This window comes from Chryseobacterium sp. RU33C, assembly GCF_900156015.1.
GTDB classification, from domain to species: Bacteria; Bacteroidota; Bacteroidia; order Flavobacteriales; family Weeksellaceae; genus Chryseobacterium; species Chryseobacterium candidae.
Map to the genome: position 1 here is coordinate 18,591 of NZ_FTMT01000021.1, position 19,688 is coordinate 38,278.

At 36.2% G+C, this 19,688-nt stretch carries 19 protein-coding genes; 18 read left to right on the forward strand and 1 reads right to left on the reverse strand.

The features are described from left to right. Position 1 precedes the first annotated feature (1 nt). From BW946_RS16605 to BW946_RS16650, 10 genes are all read left to right on the forward strand, one after another. A complete protein-coding gene (locus tag BW946_RS16605) occupies positions 2-5,908 on the forward strand; it encodes an alpha-2-macroglobulin family protein (RefSeq protein WP_076597229.1) in 5,907 nt (1,968 codons plus the stop codon). Positions 5,909-6,062: 154 nt separating this feature from the next. Beyond that, positions 6,063-6,551 (forward strand): serine protease inhibitor ecotin, encoded by a 489-nt coding sequence (gene eco, locus BW946_RS16610; protein ID WP_076597230.1) that lies wholly within the window; start codon positions 6,063-6,065, stop codon positions 6,549-6,551. A gap of 753 nt (positions 6,552-7,304) precedes the next feature. Then, entirely contained in the window at positions 7,305-8,723 is a 1,419-nt protein-coding gene (locus BW946_RS16615) for a TolC family protein (protein WP_076597231.1), read from the forward strand. Positions 8,724-8,734: 11 nt separating this feature from the next. Continuing rightward, positions 8,735-9,691 (forward strand): HlyD family secretion protein, encoded by a 957-nt coding sequence (locus BW946_RS16620; RefSeq protein ID WP_076597300.1) that lies wholly within the window; start codon positions 8,735-8,737, stop codon positions 9,689-9,691. A 66-nt stretch (positions 9,692-9,757) separates the two neighbouring features. After that, complete coding sequence (locus tag BW946_RS16625; protein WP_076597232.1) at positions 9,758-10,966, forward strand: ABC transporter permease; 1,209 nt, start codon at positions 9,758-9,760, stop codon at positions 10,964-10,966. A 164-nt stretch (positions 10,967-11,130) separates the two neighbouring features. Next, entirely contained in the window at positions 11,131-11,586 is a 456-nt protein-coding gene (locus BW946_RS16630; RefSeq protein WP_076597233.1) for a DUF1569 domain-containing protein, read from the forward strand. Between the two features lie 12 nt (positions 11,587-11,598). Continuing rightward, complete coding sequence (locus BW946_RS16635) at positions 11,599-12,069, forward strand: hypothetical protein (protein ID WP_076597234.1); 471 nt, start codon at positions 11,599-11,601, stop codon at positions 12,067-12,069. Between the two features lie 47 nt (positions 12,070-12,116). Beyond that, positions 12,117-12,488, forward strand: coding sequence for a VOC family protein (locus BW946_RS16640; protein WP_076597235.1), 372 nt, complete (start codon positions 12,117-12,119; stop codon positions 12,486-12,488). A 16-nt stretch (positions 12,489-12,504) separates the two neighbouring features. Beyond that, positions 12,505-13,053: an SRPBCC family protein gene (locus tag BW946_RS16645; RefSeq protein ID WP_228402628.1), complete on the forward strand. Its 549-nt coding sequence runs from the start codon at positions 12,505-12,507 to the stop codon at positions 13,051-13,053. 35 nt (positions 13,054-13,088) lie between these two features. Further along, positions 13,089-13,538, forward strand: a complete 450-nt coding sequence (locus BW946_RS16650; RefSeq protein ID WP_076597237.1) for a VOC family protein — start codon at positions 13,089-13,091, stop codon at positions 13,536-13,538. 74 nt (positions 13,539-13,612) lie between these two features. Here BW946_RS16650 and BW946_RS16655 read toward each other — a convergent pair whose 3' ends face one another. Continuing rightward, entirely contained in the window at positions 13,613-14,020 is a 408-nt protein-coding gene (locus BW946_RS16655) for a T9SS type A sorting domain-containing protein (RefSeq protein ID WP_076597238.1), read from the reverse strand. Between BW946_RS16655 and BW946_RS21820 the strand changes: the two genes are divergently transcribed. The 8 genes from BW946_RS21820 to BW946_RS16695 all read left to right on the forward strand — a co-directional run bounded on the left by BW946_RS21820 (position 14,004) and on the right by BW946_RS16695 (position 19,663). Beyond that, positions 14,004-14,126 (forward strand): hypothetical protein, encoded by a 123-nt coding sequence (locus tag BW946_RS21820; RefSeq protein WP_262484572.1) that lies wholly within the window; start codon positions 14,004-14,006, stop codon positions 14,124-14,126. The genes BW946_RS16655 and BW946_RS21820 overlap by 17 nt on opposite strands. Before the next feature lie 643 nt (positions 14,127-14,769). Further along, positions 14,770-15,096 (forward strand): hypothetical protein, encoded by a 327-nt coding sequence (locus BW946_RS16665; protein WP_076597240.1) that lies wholly within the window; start codon positions 14,770-14,772, stop codon positions 15,094-15,096. Positions 15,097-15,114: 18 nt separating this feature from the next. Further along, positions 15,115-15,747 (forward strand): hypothetical protein, encoded by a 633-nt coding sequence (locus BW946_RS16670; protein ID WP_083688899.1) that lies wholly within the window; start codon positions 15,115-15,117, stop codon positions 15,745-15,747. Between the two features lie 21 nt (positions 15,748-15,768). Beyond that, positions 15,769-16,545: a sensor histidine kinase gene (locus BW946_RS16675; RefSeq protein ID WP_076597241.1), complete on the forward strand. Its 777-nt coding sequence runs from the start codon at positions 15,769-15,771 to the stop codon at positions 16,543-16,545. 11 nt (positions 16,546-16,556) lie between these two features. Next, positions 16,557-17,246, forward strand: coding sequence for a response regulator transcription factor (locus tag BW946_RS16680; RefSeq protein ID WP_076597242.1), 690 nt, complete (start codon positions 16,557-16,559; stop codon positions 17,244-17,246). Between the two features lie 141 nt (positions 17,247-17,387). Next, positions 17,388-17,780 (forward strand): DUF1398 domain-containing protein, encoded by a 393-nt coding sequence (locus tag BW946_RS16685; protein WP_076597243.1) that lies wholly within the window; start codon positions 17,388-17,390, stop codon positions 17,778-17,780. Between the two features lie 132 nt (positions 17,781-17,912). After that, positions 17,913-18,590 carry a DUF2490 domain-containing protein gene (locus BW946_RS16690; protein ID WP_076597244.1) on the forward strand — a complete coding sequence of 226 codons (678 nt, stop codon included), beginning with the start codon at positions 17,913-17,915 and terminating at the stop codon, positions 18,588-18,590. 68 nt (positions 18,591-18,658) lie between these two features. Next, on the forward strand, positions 18,659-19,663 hold the full coding sequence (locus BW946_RS16695; protein WP_076597245.1) for a bestrophin family protein: 1,005 nt from the start codon (positions 18,659-18,661) through the stop codon (positions 19,661-19,663). The last annotated feature ends 25 nt before the right edge of the window (positions 19,664-19,688 follow it).

The following is a 19,688-nucleotide window of genomic DNA, read 5'->3' on the forward strand; positions in this document are numbered from 1 at the left end:
TATGAAAAGATTTTCCAAGATTTTTCTGCTTTTGCTTATAATGTTGAGCTTTTCAACGGTGTCCGCACAGAAATATTACGATACCCAATGGAAAAAAGTAGCTGAAAACAGTACAAAAGGAGCCTACAAATCTAATCTTCCCATTATTTTAGACATACAAAAACAAGCCATGAAAGAAAATAATGCCTTCGAGCTGATCCGTTCTCTGAAAGCGGAATTCAGTATTGTGAACCAGACAGTGGACGATGATCAGAATGATGATGCTTCCCGGTTTTTCAAAAAACTTAAAAATGCAGAAGGGAAAATAAACGGAGAGGGAAAACTTATATTTAAAGTTCTGCTTAATGGTTTTTTCATGGATTATTACAACCAGAATGCATGGAAAATAAACGGAAGAACCAATATCAACTCGCAGGACGTTTCACAGATTGAAACCTGGAGTAAGCTGGATTTTAAAAATTATCTGACTAAAAACTATCAGGAACTTGATCAGGAGAAGCCTGAAATGAAAAAGATTTCCCTGGAAAAGTATAAGAATATCTTTTCAGAAGCTGGAGATATCGCTTATTTCCCGACATTATCAGATTGGTATGGCGTAAAGAAAATAGGATTTTTATCTGAAAACAATATTTTCACCAAAAATGAACTGGCTGCCAACCGTACAACAATTAATGCAATTTATGATGAACTGATCGGGCAGAATACAGGAAATTCCAGGCTGTATTTCATGAGAGAAAAGATCACGGAAAACTGTAGCTTCAATCATTGTAAGGATAAACTTCAGCAGCTTCAGATTCTTTTGAAATCTAATGTAGAAGGAGATTATAAAGTAATGATCATGGGAGATGTCATGGATGAGCTTACTAATCAGAAGAAGTCTAAAGAAGCTCTTGCATTGGCTGCACAAGCTAAAAGTGAATATCCAAAATCTCTTTTTCTGGAGAATATTAAAAGCAAAGAAGTCCAGATTGTCAATCCTTATCTGAATTTAAAATATGAATCTCAGACTCAGAATAATCTGCCCATTCATTTTGTTGCACAATATAAGAATGTATCAGAATTTACCCTGAATATTTATGAAGTAAAAGATGATTTTACGTCACTGCTTCAATACGTTCAGAACTCTTATTCCAATACTTTCGGAAATCTAAAAAAGAATCTGGTAAGAAAGGAAAAATTTCAGCTTCCGGATCCCAAAGATTATCAGAGCCATACAAGTTCTCTGGAAGTGAAGCCACTTCCTTCAGGAGTATATGTGGCAGAATTTACCGTTGCAGGAGCAGATATGAAAGATACTGACTCCAGACAGAATTTTTACTTTCTGGTTTCCGGGAACAGAATAATTTATCAGTCCAAAACAGACAGAAAGCCTCTTTCTGACGAACTGAAATTGGTTAATAGTGAGAATGGTAAGCCTTTAGCCAATGAAGGTCTTCGATTTTATGAATTTGTTTCCAATAAAACTCTAACTAAAATTGAGGGAACAACCAGTGCCAGCGGAGTATTTAAGCTTCCTGCTACAGACAGCAAAGAATATTACAGAACTTTCCTGATCCAACAGCCTAAAACAAATGATTTCCAGATCATGCAGGTGTATGGAAACAGAGGCTATGCTGATGATTATAATCCAAATAAACAAACGCGTTCAACCGCTCAGATTTTTGTAGACAGAGGAATTTACCGTCCCGGGCAGACTGTTTATTTCAAAGTGATCAATACCAGAATCAACAAGGAGGTGGAAGCTGTTCTTTCAGGATTAAAACAAAAAATCACTTTATTGAATACCAATAGTGAAGAGGTTTCTTCACAGGAATTTACTACCAATGAATTTGGTTCTTATCATGGAAGTTTTATTCTTCCAAAAGGAAAACTGAACGGAAACTTTTATCTGAGAATAGAAGGAGAAAGCACAGGATATAAAAATTTCAGGGTAGAAGAATACAAAAGACCAAAGTTTGAAGTAACCTTTGACCCTGTTAAAGAGGAGTACAAATACGGTCAGACTATAGAACTGAAAGGAAAAGCTGTCATGTTCTCCGGTGTTCCGCTGAGCAATAGCACAGTGAATTATGAAATCAAAAAACAGAATATCAGATGGAGGTATTTCAGCTGGTATCCGCAGAATGATGATAATGAAAATTCAATTCTTGGCGAAGCAAAAACCAACGAGAAAGGAGAATTTACAATTCGTTTAGAACTTAAAAAAGATGAAAAGCTGGAAGGAATACAGATTGATAATTATGCCATCAATGCCTCTGTGACAGACATCAATGGAGAAACGCAGTCCGCAGATACCCAATTAAAAGTAGCGTCAGTTTCTCATTACATTCAGGCAGAAAATATCACTAATATTTTTACTGACGAAAACGTGAAATTGAAGGTGGAAACCAAAAATTATAATGATCAGAATCTTAAGAAACCTTATCAGGTTAAACTATCCAAACTGAAGGCTCCGGAAAGAATTTTCAGAGATAATTTCAAATCTGATGTTCAGAACCTTCCGAAATATTCAAAAGAAGAATTCATCAGCAAATTCCCACATGATCTTTTTGATAAAAATGACGAAATTAAAAACTGGAAAACTGAGAAAGTATTAGTTGAAAGACAACAGCAGCCATCCGCTGACAATGCTCAGCTTTCAACGAATCTTGATTTAGGAAAACTGGAAACAGGAGATTATGAACTTGAACTTTTCAATAGGGAAGGAAAAGATACCATCAAAACTTCACAGTATTTCAGTGTTTGGGATAAAACAGCTTTAAAACCCACTCAGAAAACATTTCTTACAGTGATCGCTCCAAAAGAAGAATTATCAAGAGGAGAAAAAGCAAAAGTTTATGTTTACTCAGCAGTTCCTGATGCATTGGTGAATGTTTTTGTTCAGGACGGCTCCGGAAAAACGATTTCAGAAGTTCGTCAGATGAAAAACGGAATATTAGAATATACGGCTGAAATTCCTAAAGATAAAAGTGTTTCAGAGCTGAATCTTCAGTTTCAGCTGGTAGCATTTAATGATGTCAATACAGAATCTGTTTCTTTAAAAATAAAAGACACAGAAAAACCTTTAAAAATTGAAACCGTAACCTTCAGAGATAAGTTGGAGCCGAATGCTAAAGAAAAATGGACGGTAAAAGTAACCGGAAATGATAAGGAAAAGATCAATGCTGAGGTATTGGCGAATATGTACGATATGTCTTTAGATCAGTTTGCTACCAATAGCTATAGCTGGACAAAATTATACACTCCATTTGTAATTATTACCTCTTATGGAATCAGAAATTACCTGCAGCAGCAAAACTATCAGAAGAGATTGAGATATTTCGAAGACAGATATATAAATGTTCCTCAGTTTAACTGGTTTGATAGTGATTTTAATCACTATGTACTAAAAGGAAAAGCTTCAGGAGCAATGGTTAGCAATGCAGTAATGCCGGCTCCTTCTGCGGTTGCAAAAGAAGCTGCAATTGAAGAAGTAGTCGTTACTGGATACACAAAGAAATCTAATAAGCACTATGATCAAGCCTCAGCTGCAAGAGTAAGAGCACAGGACGCGAATGGAGGTGAAGGTTCGGATGGAAAGGACCTTGAAAAAATTCCTGTACGCCAAAATCTAAATGAAACTGCCTTCTTCTATCCGGATCTGAAAACCGATGCCGAAGGAAATGTAAGTTTTGAATTCACTTCTCCGGAAGCACTGACAAAATGGAAACTGATGTTCCTTGCCCACACCAAAGATGCAAGAGCAGCTACGTTGGAAAAAGAAGTGGTAACGCAGAAAGAATTCTCTGTAACGCCTAACTATCCGAGATTCCTGAGAGAAGGAGATGAACTCAACCTACAGTCGAAACTATCCAACCTTACCGATAAAAAACTTAATGGTTCTGCCGAATTACAGATTCTGGATGCCTTTACCAATGAAAATATTTCTTCGAAATTCGGAATCACTTCAGGAGTACAAAATTTTAACCTGAATGAAAACGGAAGCAGCGCACTGACATGGAAATTGAAAGCTCCGGACAATGTTTCTTCGATCATTTTTAAAGTGGTGGCCAAAGCAGGAGCTTATTCTGACGGAGAACAACAGGCGGTGGCCGTACTACCTAACAGAATGCTTGTGACTGATGCCGTTCCGGTTTTTGTGAAAGAAGGCGAAACCAAAACATTTGTACTGGATAACCTTAAAAATAATACATCCACAACAGCTTCTAATGTTTCGAATACATTAGAACTGACAACCAATCCGATCTGGGAGATCATGTTTGCCCTTCCAAGCCTTAAAAATGATCAGAATAATTCTGCCGATGTAATCTTTAATAAATGGTTTGCTGATGTTTTAGCTTCAGAAATATTCAAAGCCAATCCGAAAATGAAAACGGTTTTTGAAGAATATCAGAACAAAGGATTATTACATTCAAACCTTGAAAAAAATCAGGAACTGAAACAGCTGTTGCTGGAAGAAACGCCTTGGGTGCTGGAAAGCAAAAATGAAGGAGAGCAGATGCAGAAACTGGCATTGCTGTTTGATGTCAATACGATGAAAAACTCCATTAATCAGGATTGGGACGATTTCAAAAAACTACAGAATCCTGATGGTGGATTCTCCTGGTATCCTGGTTACCCAAGCTCTTACGGAACATCATTGTATATCCTTAAAAATTTAGGAAAAATCAATTCCTGGTTAAAAGATAATGTGAAAGACTATCAAAGTACAGATCAAAAAGTGCTTGTAGCTCAATTGATTCAGTATGTAGACAATGAGGTTGCCAAATATTATGATGTGAAAAAAGACAATGTCTGGAACAACTGGGCAATGGATTATCTTGATACCAGAAACTATTGGGAACAGCAATATCCATTGAAAGGAAAAGGGGCTACATTGAAAACGTTGGTAAAACAAAAAGCAAAAACAGCGAAAATCACCGATTTTACATTCTTCGGACTTCACCGCGCCGCATTATTAATGAACGATTATGGTCTGAAAGAGGTGTCTGCAAAGTTGATGACCTATCTTAAAGAAACTTCTACAGATACCAAAACACAAGGGGTTTACTGGAAACAAAATCTGAATGACTGGGGATGGTTTGGTTCAAAAGTGGTTAACCATGCCGGAGCACTGGAAGCTTTCAATACGTTAAAATCTAACGACCAAAACTTTATTGAAGACATGAAAATCTGGCTGGTAACCCAAAAAGAAGTGAACTCGTGGGGAAGCTCAAGAGGAACTGCTGAGGTGATCTTTACCATTTTGAATTCAGGAAAATCATGGACCGGAGCAGAAAGTGATAAAGCTACTATTGTTTGGGGTGGAAAAGAAGTCGCACCGCAGACGCAGGCAGCAGGCTATGTAAAATCAACTGTGAAACCAGAGACCGTAGATAAAAACTTAGCTACTGTAACCGTTATAAAACCCGGCCCGGGAATTGTTCAGGGAGGATTGTTCTGGCAGTATTACGAAGATATCGATAAAATCAAATCTTCTGAAAGCTATATTTCTGTAACGAAAGAACTGTATAAAAAAGTGAAAACCGTAAACGGTGAAGAGCTGCAGAAAATTTCAACTGAAACACCGTTGAAAGTAGGAGATAAAATTACCGTTAGAATGATTCTTAACACAGACAGAGCGATGGAGTTTATTCATATCAGAGATATGCGTGCAGCAGGATTTGAGCCTGTAGATGTATTATCCGGGTATCAGTGGAAAAATAATCTGGGATACTATCAGTCTGCCAAAGATGCTTCTACCAATTTCTATATTCAGTATATGCCGAAAGGAAAATATGTATTTGAGTATGATGTAGTAGCCAATGCATCCGGTACATTCTCCAATGGAATTACAACCATGCAGAATTATTACGCACCCCAGATGAATGCTCACACAAAGGGAAGTAATGTGACAATTTCAGAGTAATGGATATACAACAAGAACTCTAGTAACTTTTACTGCTGTTTTTTGTTTCCGGATTTTCAGTAAAAATAGAATTAATTCTAAAATTCAAACATTCGTTTAATTGTGGAATGGTTTTTGGAATTAATATAGTAGCAATTAAAAAAATTATTAAAAGATGAAATTTTCTAAAACTTTAATAACAGGATTAGTATTAATGGCTGGAATAAATGCTTTCGCACAAAAGAAAGCAGAAAAGTTTGAAAAACTACAAATTGAAATGTTCCCAAAAGCAAAAGAAGGATATAAACAAGTATATATTCAGCTTCCCGTAGCAAAAAATGAAAACGACTTAAAAGTTGAGCTTTTTGTGGGGGCTGAAAAAATGTTAGACTGTAACAACTATTTCTTAATGGGAGAAATGAAAACACAGGATCTTCAAGGATGGGGATACAACTATTATGAAGTAGAATCTAACGGCGAAACAGCAGGAACACTGATGGGTTGTCTGGATAAAAAACCGACTAAAAAATTCGTCACGCTAAAACCTGAAATCGTAAGATACAACAGTAAACTTCCATTGGTATTCTATGTACCGAAAGATATCGAAGTTCGTTACAGAATCCTGCGTCCTGATGCTGCCATGAAAAAAGCAGTTCAAAAATAAATCAGCTTATTATAATCATACAGAAAACTCCTCACAGCATGTGGGGAGTTTTCGTTTTTTTCAGGGTAAAATAATTCGTCATTTCTTTGCTAAGTGAAACGCCCTTGCGAACGAATTCAAATCTATCAACAATGCTTTTGCGAACACTGCGTTGTATTTTAGGTTTTGGCTAAAGCCAATTGAAGTTTAATTTTTTTCCAAACGGACTAAAGTCCGTTCCTATTGAACATGATCTCTCGCAGTAAAGATTGTTTTTTCAAAGTTTATTTACTCCGCTTATCGTTCCGCAGAAATCCAGCTTTTAAAATTTATAAAGAGAATAAGTCCAATTTTATTCAATAGAAATGGGCTTTAGCCCATTTAATTAAAAGATTTAAGCCCCTTTGGCTTTAGCCTAAACTTACACTCAGTTTGACAGAGAGCAGATTATATATTTTCAAAGTTTATCCACTCGTTTGTCTTTCTTCGGGAGTCATCTTCCAAAATTCAAACTTAGTTTTTCAAATAAAACCTTGTTTTACTCCTTTTATTTCCTCAGAAAAATACAATAAAAAGAGTATGAAAAAAGCAGAGCTAATTATTTTTTTTAAATTTTTTAAGTTTTAATTAACATTTAAACGCTTTGGGCAAAACTTTATTTTGCAGGGTTTTAAATCTAAACAAATTTTAAACTTAGTTTAAATTCACTGTATTGTAGAATTATCTTTAAAGATTTTAACAATTTTTGCATTATATTTGTTGTAAACATAAACCATGAAAAACAATTTATTGATTTTTACGTTTAGTTTTTTTGCTTTCCCCGCTTTTGGCTGGGCACAGTCTGCGCCGGATTTTAAAGAACTTCTGGACAGTGCGATGGTTCGGGACTCGAACCTTAAAATGCAGATTACCCAAAACAAACTTACCGATCTTGATGAACATAAACTGAAAGATATCTTTCTTCCAACACTGGAATTGAGTGGCCAGGCAGGTTATCTCAACGGAACAGCAAGACTGACGTCACCCGAATTTAATCTTGCTCCCTTCATCAATATTCCCGAAGGGACTTTCAATAATAACTTCAACGTATCAGGTTTTTCCGGTATTGCCAAGGCAGATGCCAAAATGCTTCTGTATTCAGGAGGAAAGGTGAAATACATGAAAAAAGCCGTGGAGGAAAAGAAAAAGTCTGAAGATATCCTTCTGGAGAAAACAAAAGATGAGGTGATTACCACTATTTCTAAAGCGTATGATCAGCTCGCACTGATTCATCAGTCTAAAAAGGTTCTCGATGAAAGTAAAAAAAGGCTTGATATCAACAGAAAAACAGCCGATAAAGCCCTTGGTTATGGTTTGATAACACCTTATGACCATAAGAAAATTGAGCTGGCCCAGGCTACTTTAGATGCCAAAATGGTAGAATATGAAGGGAAAAAAGAATTGCTTCTTACCCAGCTTTATATTTTAACCGGAATCAACAGAGAAAGGCTCAGAATGATTGATCCTGTATTATCTCCGGTGGAATTGCTGGCTGCAGAAAAAGGGATAGAGCAAAGAGCCGAAATTCGTGCTCTGGAACATGGAATCAGTGCTGCAGACTATAAAATAAAAGCAGAAAGAACATGGATGATTCCTAAAGTACAGCTGATGGCTTCTGCCTATTATTTCGGATTGTACGGAAACAGAATAAAATCCTCAGAAAATGTTATTCCAGCTGTTCCCATTCTTGGATATGAAGGGAAAAAACTGGATTGGAGACCCAATAATATCAATGTATTTCCATTGATTACTGCAGGGGTTGGTTTTAAATGGGAAATTTTTGACGGGAAAGAAGGAAAACATGCAGAAGAAACCGCCAAAGTAGGAAAAGAAGTATTACAGAATCAGAAAGAAGATGCTTTGAAAAAACTGACATTGAATCTTGCCAATAATCAAACCAATTATGATATTGCTTCTGCACAGATTACGCTGAAAGCTAAGGAAAAAGAGCTGGCAAAAAATGCACTCGTGCAGGCAGAAAAAGAATTTAGATACGGAATGAGTAAATCTTCACAGCTTATTGATGCCGAAAATGATCTTGAAGTTGCAGAACTGGAATATCAGAATGCCATTTTCAACCAGAGAAGAGCGGGAATAGAACTGATGAGGTCTACCCAGGAACTGGATATCACCAAATTTTATTTAATCCCTTAAAAATTTAAATGATGCATAAAAATATATCTATACTCTTCGCTGCTCTGTTTTTATTGGGGAGCTGTGACAAAAAGAATGAAAAAATCAAAGAACCGGAAGGGAAAACCAAAAAGGATGTGATCTCTTTTGCCCCTAAAGTTACCGGAAGGATTCTGAAAATATATGTTTCTGAAGGTCAGACCGTAAAAAAAGGAGATACGCTTGCTCAGCTTGATGTTCCGGAAGTTTCTGCAAAAATTGCACAGGCACAAGGTGCAGTAAGCGCTGCGACGGCTCAGGAACAAATGGCCAAAAACGGAGCTACTGCCGATCAGATGAGGCAGCTTCAGGCCAAATATAAAGGACTCAAGGAACAGTATGAATTTGCTCAGAAATCTTATAAAAGAGCCAATAATATGTTCCGAGACAGCTTAATGTCTCCACAGGCTCATGACGAAATTTACGCAAAATTGCAAGGCGCAAAAGCTCAATACGATGCTGTAGTTGCAGAACTGGATGATGTAAAAAGAGGAACCCGTTTCGAAAAAGTAGAAATGGCAGCCGGTCAGGCCTCACAGGCCAAAGGAGCTTTGCAGGAAGCTAATGTAGCGTATTCCGAAAGATATATTATTGCTACCAATGATATGGAGATTGAAACCATCAGTTTAAACACCGGCGAGCTTGCAACCGCTGGTTTTGCACTGTTCAACGGGTATATTCCGGAAAGTACTTATTTCAGATTTACCATTCCGGAAAGCGCTATTTCAAAATACAAAAAAGGGCAGGAGGTCACCATGCAGGTAGTTTACAACAAAGAAAACCTGACAGGAACTATCGTGTATATCAAACAGCTGACAAAATATGCGGATATCACTACAGCTTACCCTGACTACCAGTTACAGGATGCGATCTACGAGATCAAAGTAAAACCCAAAGACATGAATAAGGCTAAAAGTATTTTAGTCAATGCCAATGTAATCCTGAAATAAATTGAAAAGAACAGATGAAGCTTCTCTAAAGTTTCATTTCGTTCTTCCACCTATAAAAATATACAGATGAAAGAATTTTTCCGTCTTTTGAAACGTGAGTTCAAACTTTTTATCGGCAATTCTACCTTAAGGACGGTGTTCTTTTTGGCACCGGTTTTCTATGCAACGTTGCTGGGGTTTGTCTATAAAAGCGGAAAAGTTGAAAATACTCCAGTTCTTGTTATCGACAGGGATAATACACCTTTATCCAATCAATTGACAGAAATGCTGGATGATAATAAAAGCATTAAAATTATCAGATATCTGCAGGAACCTCTCAGTATCAAAGATGAGGTGATCAGACATGAGGCTGCTGCTGTAGTTATTATTCCCTCAAGATTTGAAGGAGATATGCTGCAGAAAAAATATCCTGAATTGAATGTGTATATCAATACAGGAAATGTTTTAACGGCCAATTTTGCTTCCAAAGCACTTCAGCTTACCATTGGTACATTTTCTGCGGGAGCTTCCATCAAAGCCCTTCAGAAAGCTGGAATGCCTGCTGCAAAAGCAGCTACACAATATGAACCTTTCAAAGCCAATTATATAACGCTATTCAATACTACCGGAAATTATCTCATTTTCATGTGGCCGGCGATGCTGGCTGTGGTATTACAACAGGTAATTTTATTGGCAATGGCGGTAAGTTTTGCTGCCGAATTTGAAAGAGGGTCTTTTGTAAAAGAATATCTCAAAATGAAAAGATGGGCTTTCCCAACCATGCTGATAAAAGTGATTCCAATCTGGGTGTTTTCTATTCTTATTGTAGGTATTTATTACTTTATGCATATGATCTTCAGGGTTCCGATGCCGGAAGGAATTTTTAATTTTATTCTTTTGACTGCCGTTTTTGTAGGATCAGTTTCATTTTTGGGCGTATTTATCAGTATTCTGATTCCGGACGCTTTGAAGGCAACACAGATTCTTATGGTTATTGCTTCACCAGCTTTCATCATCAGTGGTTTTACATGGCCTTTGAGTGCAATGCCTGCTTTTGTTCAGTTTATCGCGAATATCATTCCGTTAACTCCCTTTTTACAGGCTTTCAAAATTTTATTGATTCAAAAAGGTTCAGTAGAACTTACGTTTCCTTACCTGAAACACCTAAGCATCCTCTTAGCAATATATGCTATTATCGGGTGGATTGCTTTAAAAATCAAACTCTGGTTTATTTTCAAAAAATCTGCACCACAGGAAACTGCGGTGGAGAATACTTCTCAGGAAGAGATTGAATAGTTTTTGGCTGCTGGCTGCTTATTATTTAGCTGCAGGATCCCCTCTCTGCGTAATACGTAAACCTACAACCCTAATGCCTGAACTCGCAGCTTTCAATTTTTTCAGTCAACAATACAATCAAACAAAAAAACTGATATATTTGTTCATAGTAAAATAGAAATTATATGGAAAATGTATTTGATGCAAAAGATGCTCAAAACTATATTGATAGAATAAATAAGTTAGTGGAAGACACCCATGGTTTGTGGGGCAAAATGACAGTAGACCAGATGTTGGCGCACTGTTGTATTACCTATGAAATGATCTACGAGCCGGAAAAACACAAAAAGCCCGGAGCTATTGCAAAATTTATACTAAAAACTTTCGTAAAACCTAAAGTAGTGGGCGAAAAAGCATATCCAAAAGATTCTCCTACCGCTCCACAATTTTTGATTACCACCAGAAAGAATTTTCATGAAGAAAAAACAAGACTGATCGGGTTTATTCAAAAGACACAGCAGTTGGGGGCAGATGCGTTCGACGGTAAAGAATCTTTTTCTTTTGGTAAATTAAATGCTCAGGAGTGGAATAATATGTTTGCCAAGCACCTGAACCATCACCTGGCACAATTTGGCGTTTAAAAATCACACAATATGAAAAAAATTGTATTGCTTCTCATTCTGACTGCCAATGTTGTATTGGGTCAGATGCCGGATATTTCCAATACATGGCTGAACAATAGTAAACCTTACATAGGAACTATTGGAAACAAAGGCCAGGAACTGAAACTGAAAATCAATATTTCTGAACAGAATAAAAAGAATGATCAGGAATATTTTGTTTCAGGATACTCTCTTGTGGATACCAATTATGCAAAATTTGAAGGAAAAATTACCATTTCAAAATATAAAGATTCCAGAAAACAGGGAACAGTATACGGAGAATATGTGCTGGCGGAAGAGAATAAAGGAAAACATTCCGGAATTTTTAAAGGAAAGTTTATCTATCACTTTAGCTGGAACAGGAAAACAGAGAAAATTGAAGAGCAGCACATTGAACTTACAGGTGATTGGAAAAGTTATGACGAAACCCTAGAATTTAAGACCCATCTGAAAAATCAGTAACACGAACTCATACTCAAAAAACACCTAAATAAAAACTCACTACTATTATGAAACTAGGCGCATTTTCAATCAGTTTAAGCGTAAAAGATCTTCAGAAATCCAAAGACTTTTATGAGAAGCTTGGATTTACAACCATGGCAGGAACAGAAGCACAAAACTATCTGATCATGAAAAACGGATCTACACTGATAGGCCTTTTTCAGGCGATGTTTGATGGAAATATGCTTACCTTTAATCCCGGATGGGACGAAAATGCACAGAATCTCGAATCTTTTGACGATGTGCGTGAAATCCAGAAAAGATTAAAGGAAAGTGGAGTAGAAATCGGAAAAGAAGCTGATGAAACCACCTCCGGACCGGAACATATCTATCTTAAAGACCCTGATGGAAACATGATTCTTATAGATCAGCACAGATAATAATTAAAACACACGTATGATGAGAATATTTAGAAGAATTATTTTACTTTTAGCTACATTATTAATCTTTTTGTTGGTTTGGGCTGCTTTTATTTCGGGAGACTGTAAATATGAAAAGTCGGTTTCTATCAATGCACCGGTAGAAAAAGTATGGCAAAATACCAATACCCTCAACGCAATGGATCAATGGAGTCCATGGAATGACCTTGATCCGGGGATGAAAAAAGACTGGACCGGAACAAATGGACAGCCTGGAGAAAAAGTTTGCTGGGACAGTAAAAATAAAAATGCAGGAAAAGGCTGTCAGGAATTGAAAAAAGTAGATGAAGCAGGTAAAAGAATCGATACGGAAATCAAATTTCTTACGCCATACGAAAGTGAAGCAAATGCTTATGTAGTACTAGTTCCGGAAGGAAACGGAACAAAGGCAACATGGGGATTTACCTCAGAGATACCTTATCCGTTTACCTTGATAAAGCTGTTTGTGAATATGGAGAATGCTATTGGAAAAGATTACCAGAAAGGGCTTTCAAGATTAAAAGCACTATCCGAAAAACCACAATAAAAAAGCTAAACTTAAAAAAACAAATCAATACAATTATGGCAACAGTAAACGTTTACCTGACATTCAACGGAAACTGCAGAGAAGCATTTGATTTTTATAAATCTGTTTTCGGAGGAGAATATCCTTACATAGGAACATTTGGGGAAATGCCTCCATTAGAGGGAAAAGAAACACCTGAGGAAGACAAAAACAAAATTATGCACGTTTCACTTCCGATCTCTAAAGAAACGATTTTGATGGGAAGTGATACAGGAGGAGAATGGTCTTCCAACTTCAAGGCAGGAAACAACTTCTCAATTTCTGTGAATGCTGAATCTAAAGAAGAAGCAGACAAATTATTCGGTGGTCTTTCTGCAGGAGGACAGGTAACAATGCCTATGGAAGATACTTTCTGGGGCGCTTATTTCGGAATGTTTAGTGATAAGTTCGGAATCAACTGGATGGTAAATTATGATGATCCTGCTAAAATGCAGCAGCACCCATAAAATTGATCTTTGTATTCAAAATATTGGAAAAACCGGCAGGCCTTGTCGGCTTTTTTATTTATTAGCTGTATTTTTTATTTCTTTTTAATGATTTTGTCGCTTCCTGATTCTGTTGTGATGTGGTACATTCCGTCAGGCAGCTCACTAATATCAAACTTGTTTTCACTTTTTTTGGCATCTGTTGACCTTACAAGCTTTCCAGACTGGTCATATAACGAAACTTTGTTATTTTTCTTCAGATTATCCAAATAGAAGACACCGGAAGTTGGATTAGGATAAATATTGATCTTGTCTTTGACAGTGTTTTCTGAAGTACCCGGTGTGGAAATTTTTGTCCATGTAAATGCATCCAGGCACATATAGACATATCCTCCGGTAGATTGCAGCTGAAGCTCATCAATGATAGTATTGCTGTTATTCTGATTGTTTAAAGTAGTAAGATCAATCAGGGTAAATCCGTTGTTAATGTCTGTTGTTCCCATTTTTGCATTGAATGTCGTATTAAAACCGGAGGCTTTTGTAATGGTAAACTTTGTAACTCCTCCTGATTTTCCTGTAATGATAAGCGTTCCTGATGAGGTAGACTGATTTAAAGCAGTATTGCTTAAGAATACCCAAAACTTTGATACAGTGAATGCAGAACTTCTTTTAACACTGAAAGAAGGAGAGCTGATATTGGTTGTTCCTGTGTTGTCAATATAGATAATGTCATGGGCTGCTCCGTTCCAGCCGGTGTTCGGATAACTGCTTTGAATTCTAAAAGTTCCGGCCTGTGAAACAATACTGAATGTATATCCTCTACCGGTAAAGCTTGTGCTGCCGCCAGTTGAAGTTTCAAAAATTACGGTAGTTTCTGGGCACTGAATGCTGAAATATTTCTTAATAAAGCAAAAATTACAAAAGAGATAATTTTTTTCATGATACAGATTTTTAATATTAACAGAAGGTCATACGCTTCCTGTATTGTTGATCTACTCACGAGATTTTCCTGTAAATGATACCACAAAATAACTTAGAAATACAAACTGATAACAGCGTATTAAATGCTGAATTGAAAAATGCGTAGAAATACGCAGTTTGGATATTTATTATTGTAATAATTTTGAAAAATGAATATTATGTTAATTGAAATCAATTTATTTCACGGTATGGTTATTTTTTTTATAACTTGTAATGTGTAGATACGGTCACTTTATTCAAACCTATTATATAATTTAAAACAAGAAAAACTATGGAACTACCTAAACATGCAGTCTTATTGGAAGATGCTAAAAAATGGATCAGCAATTGGCAGAATACAAAAATTATCGATGGAACATCTATCCGGGCTCATCTTATCCCGGCAAAGGATATCTATGATATTTTCATTAAAGACAAAGGATTTGAAAGATATCGAGGATACAATGCCATTACCGATGAAGGCGAATTTAAATTTCTGATGGTAGGAGTGGATGCATATGATAATGATATTGTAGATTATGATAAGGGAGATTATGTTTATGATATGACCACACCTTGTCCAAGCGTATGCTCCACTGCAAAATGGTGGAATCTGTAATCCGAAAACTAGAGATCATTGGATCACTGGATAGAAATATTGTCGTTAATTGGAAAAGGCATTCTGCTGATTAATCTGGCAGTATACTGTATAGGCTTTTCCGGAAGAGGAAGAGCCTGTATATTCTTCATCAGCTATTTGGCATGGATATTACTATGTGAAATTGTTTTCTATGTATTGAATTCACAGAAGATTAATAATCTGTTTTTCTCACATTATTATCTGATAGGGCAGTTTTTGTTACTGGGATTATTTTTTCATGAAATTTTAACGGAAAAATACCAGAAAAAAACAGCACGTACACTTTTAATCATCATTCCTGTAGTTCTTGTTATACAGTATATATTATATCCCGAAAAGTATTATGTTTTTAATCTGTTCGAAATATTTGTCACTTCTTATTCTATTATCATTCTGGCATTATTTCATTTATATAATATACTGGATACCAAAAAGAAATACAATTATATAAGCCTGGGACTTTTACTTTACCTGATAAGCAGTACCGTAATATTTTTGTCCGGAAACCTCTATACGGTGATGAACAGAAAACTGCATAAAGAGATTTGGGTATTCAATGTTGTTATGTTTATTGTGTACCAGATTTTTATTCTGATTGAATATCTTTCTTCCCGTAAAAAAAATGTGTAATTACTGTTATGATCTTACAAAATGAATGAGAATACAATTATTTCCACTATCGTTTATACCTTTCTGGCATTTACCTTACTGGCGGTTACCCTGATCATATTTTATTATTTTTCGAATAAGAAAATAACAAGAAACCTTATTCAGAAAAAAGAGCTGGAGGTGAGATATGAGAAAGATCTTACCCACGCCATTATCAGTGCTCAGGAAAAAGAGAGACTGCGGATTGCCCAGGATCTGCATGATGATATCAGCTCAAAACTCAGTGTGGTTTCTTTGAATATCCATCTTCTGGATTTTGATAATTTAACCAGAGAAGAATACAATGATCTGAAAAATAAAATCATACATCTGGTCAACAAAACTGCAGAAAGTGCCAGGCAGATCTCACATGATCTCCTTCCCCCAATTTTGGAAAAATTCGGACTCCATGCGGCAATAGATGCATTGTGCTCAGAAATAAACCTGTCCAAAACCCTGCAGGTTACTTATTCCAATAGTCTGTACTTTGCAAAAGCAGAGGAAGAAAAAAATTTGCATATCTTTAGAATACTTCAGGAGCTCATTAACAATTCCATAAAACACGGGGAAAGTACACATATCGATATAGAATTTTTGGGAAAAGACGGTAAAAATACCTGTATCTATAAAGATGATGGTAAAGGATTTAATTTGAATGAAAATACTTTGAAAGAAGGATTAGGCTTAAGAAATATCAGAAGCCGGGTAGAACTAATCAGTGGAACACTAAAAATTGAAAGTGAAAATAATAAAGGAATCGCTGTAGAATTTACATTTTAAATCATTATAAGATGGAGAATAACATAATTCGTGTAATAATTGTAGACGATGAAGCACTCTTTCGCCAGGGAATTTCATTGTTGATACAGAGAGAAAAAGATATTGAACTGGTAAGTGATTTCAGTAATGGCAAAGAGCTGCTGGACGAGCTTGTAACCCTTGAAAAACTGCCTGATATTATCCTGATGGATCTCAATATGCCGGAAATTAACGGAGTAGAAGCAACCAAACAAATCCATATCAAATATCCTCAGATCAGGATTATTGCATTAACGAGCTATAATACAAAAGCATTTATCGTCAATATGATACAGTCAGGAGCCTGCTCTTTTCTTAAAAAAAACTCAAGCCCTGCAGAATTGCTCACCGCAATAAGGGAAGTACACAGCAAAGGCTTCTTTTATAATAATGAGGTAATGGAAGCGCTCCATCAAAACCTTATAGAACCTAAAAAGAAAGTTTCCAGTATTTTTGATGCCAATCATATCTCCAAAAGAGAAAAAGAAGTATTGGAACTCATCTGCAAACAATACAATACTTCTGAGATTGCTGATCAGCTTTTTATAAGCTCCAGAACCGTTGAGGGCCACCGCAACAGCCTTCTGCTGAAAACAGGAGCCAAAAATACTGCGGGTTTAGTGGTATATGCCATAGAAAGTAAAATTGCAGATATGAACTATTTAAAAGACAGGTTTGAATAAACATTCATGCAGATGTTTTATTAAAAATTAAATGAAATTTATATTTTCTGATTAAATTAGCAGTTGTTTTGAAAAGCAGAATCCCAGAAGGGTGTTTATGAAAAACAATAATTTACAGTAACAAACAGAAAATACAAAAGAATGAAATTTACAATTGAAAACATTAAAGCAGAACATCAGAAAGTAAAAAGCGGAGCCGATTTTCCCCAATATATTCAGGCTATAAAAGCATTGGGGGTTTCTCATTACAAAACATATGTCTCAGATGGAAATACCAGGTACTTTAATAATGAAAACCAATCTGTACAGACCGGCAGCAAATATGATGAGCTTCCCATTTCCAAAACTTTAAACCTTGAAAATTTTAAAACCAGGCTAAAATTACATCAACAAGGAGGAACAGACTACATGACTTTCTGTAAAGACTGTGCCGAAAACGGAATCAATGGCTGGACAATGGATCTGAATGAAATGACCTGTAATTATTTTGACCAGAATGAAAGTTTTGTCCTGACAGAACAGGTTCCGGGATAATGTTTTACAAAAAAAACGGATGCAGACCATTGCATCCGTACTTCTTTAAAGTAACTTATAAAATATTGTTTGCTGTTATTGATTTAAAATATTAATTTTGTTAAAAACGATAGATAATAGTAATTGATAAACATGAGAAAGATTTTTACGAAGTTGGCATTCACAGTATTAGGTTTGGGATCTATTTTGACATTTGCTCAAAAAAACGATCTGGGAGCATGGTATATGTATTTTGGAAACAACAAAATCAGCAAGAAGCTGAACTGGCACAATGAAATTCAGTACCGTAATTTTGATGCTCTTGGAGATCTTGAACAGTTACTGATCCGTACAGGAGTTGGGTATGATCTCACTGAAAATAACAACAATGTTTTATTGGGATACGGTTTCATTCTCAGCCAGCCTTATGTAAACGGTGAAAAAAAAGAAAATATTGAACACCGAATTTTCCAGCAGTTTATCACCAAACAGAAATTCGGACGTTTCTATCTTCAGCATCGTTACCGTTTGGAAGAACGTTTTCTTCAAGATGATTTCAGAATGAGATTCCGTTATATGCTAGGATTGAATATACCGATTACTCAAAAAGAGATGCTTCCTAAAACCCTCTATGCATCAGTATATAATGAAATTTTTCTGCACTTCAACAGTCCGGTTTTCGACAGAAACAGAGTCTATGGAGCCTTAGGATATGTCATCAATAAAAATATGAGAATTGAAGCAGGGTATATGAACCAGATTCAGGAGAACAGAAACCGAGGACAGATTCAGATTGGTTTTTATAATAATATTCCGTTTACCAAAAACTAATAAAACTGCTGCTGAATGCTCTTGAAAAATCATTTGAAAATATATTAAACACTAAAAAATAAACACTTATGCATTCAGGAAAAAGATTCGGAGCCCGCGAGTTCATTATCTGGACCAGACGGAGCATTTACGCTTTGGTTATATTATCGGCAATCCCTACAGTCCTCTACTTTTTGGGCTTGAGGTTTCTTTCCGTTCCATGGCAGCCGATTGCCATTATGGGAACAGCAGTTGCCTTTATTGTTGGATTTAAAAACAATGCCAGCTACAGCAGACTCTGGGAAGCAAGACAGATCTACGGAGCTATTATTAATGACAGCCGTAGTTTTGGATATATCCTGAGAGATGCACTTCTTTCCAAAGACTCTGATAAAGTAAAAGAAATGTTTCTTCGTCATTATGCATGGCTTACCGCATTGAGATTTCAGCTTCGTGAACCGAGAGCATGGGAAAACATGGGATCAGATCAGTTTGATGAATATGCTAAAAAATATGATATTCCGGAGAGATTGGTCACATTGGATGAAGAATTGAAAAAATATCTTTCTGAACATGAACTTCAGTACATCATAAGCAAAAAAAACAGAGCTACCCAATTGATGGCCAGACAGAGTAAAGTTTTATCTGAAGCCTACGAAAAGGGAGAAATCAATGATTTTCAATGGACACAGATCAACCAGCAATTGGTGAAGTTTACAGATAATCAGGGAAAAGCTGAAAGAATTAAAAACTTTCCTTATCCGAGAAATTTCTCTTCCATCACAACCTATCTTTTGCTTTTATTCATTGTTTTCGTGCCTTTCGGATTATTGAAAGAGTTTGATAAATTAGGTGAAGGAACATCGTTAGAAGGCTTAACTTTATGGTTTAATATCCCATTTTCTTTACTCGTGACATGGTGTTTTCATACACTGGACAGTGTGGGAGAGGCCTCGGTAAATCCCTTTGAAGGAAGTCCCAATGACGTTCCTATCACTCAGATCAGCCGTACCATTGAAATCGATATGAGGGATATGCTGGATGAATCTGATCTTCCGCCAGCCATCACTCCGAAGAATAATATCGTACTTTAATTCTTTCCGTCTTTATAATGTATGA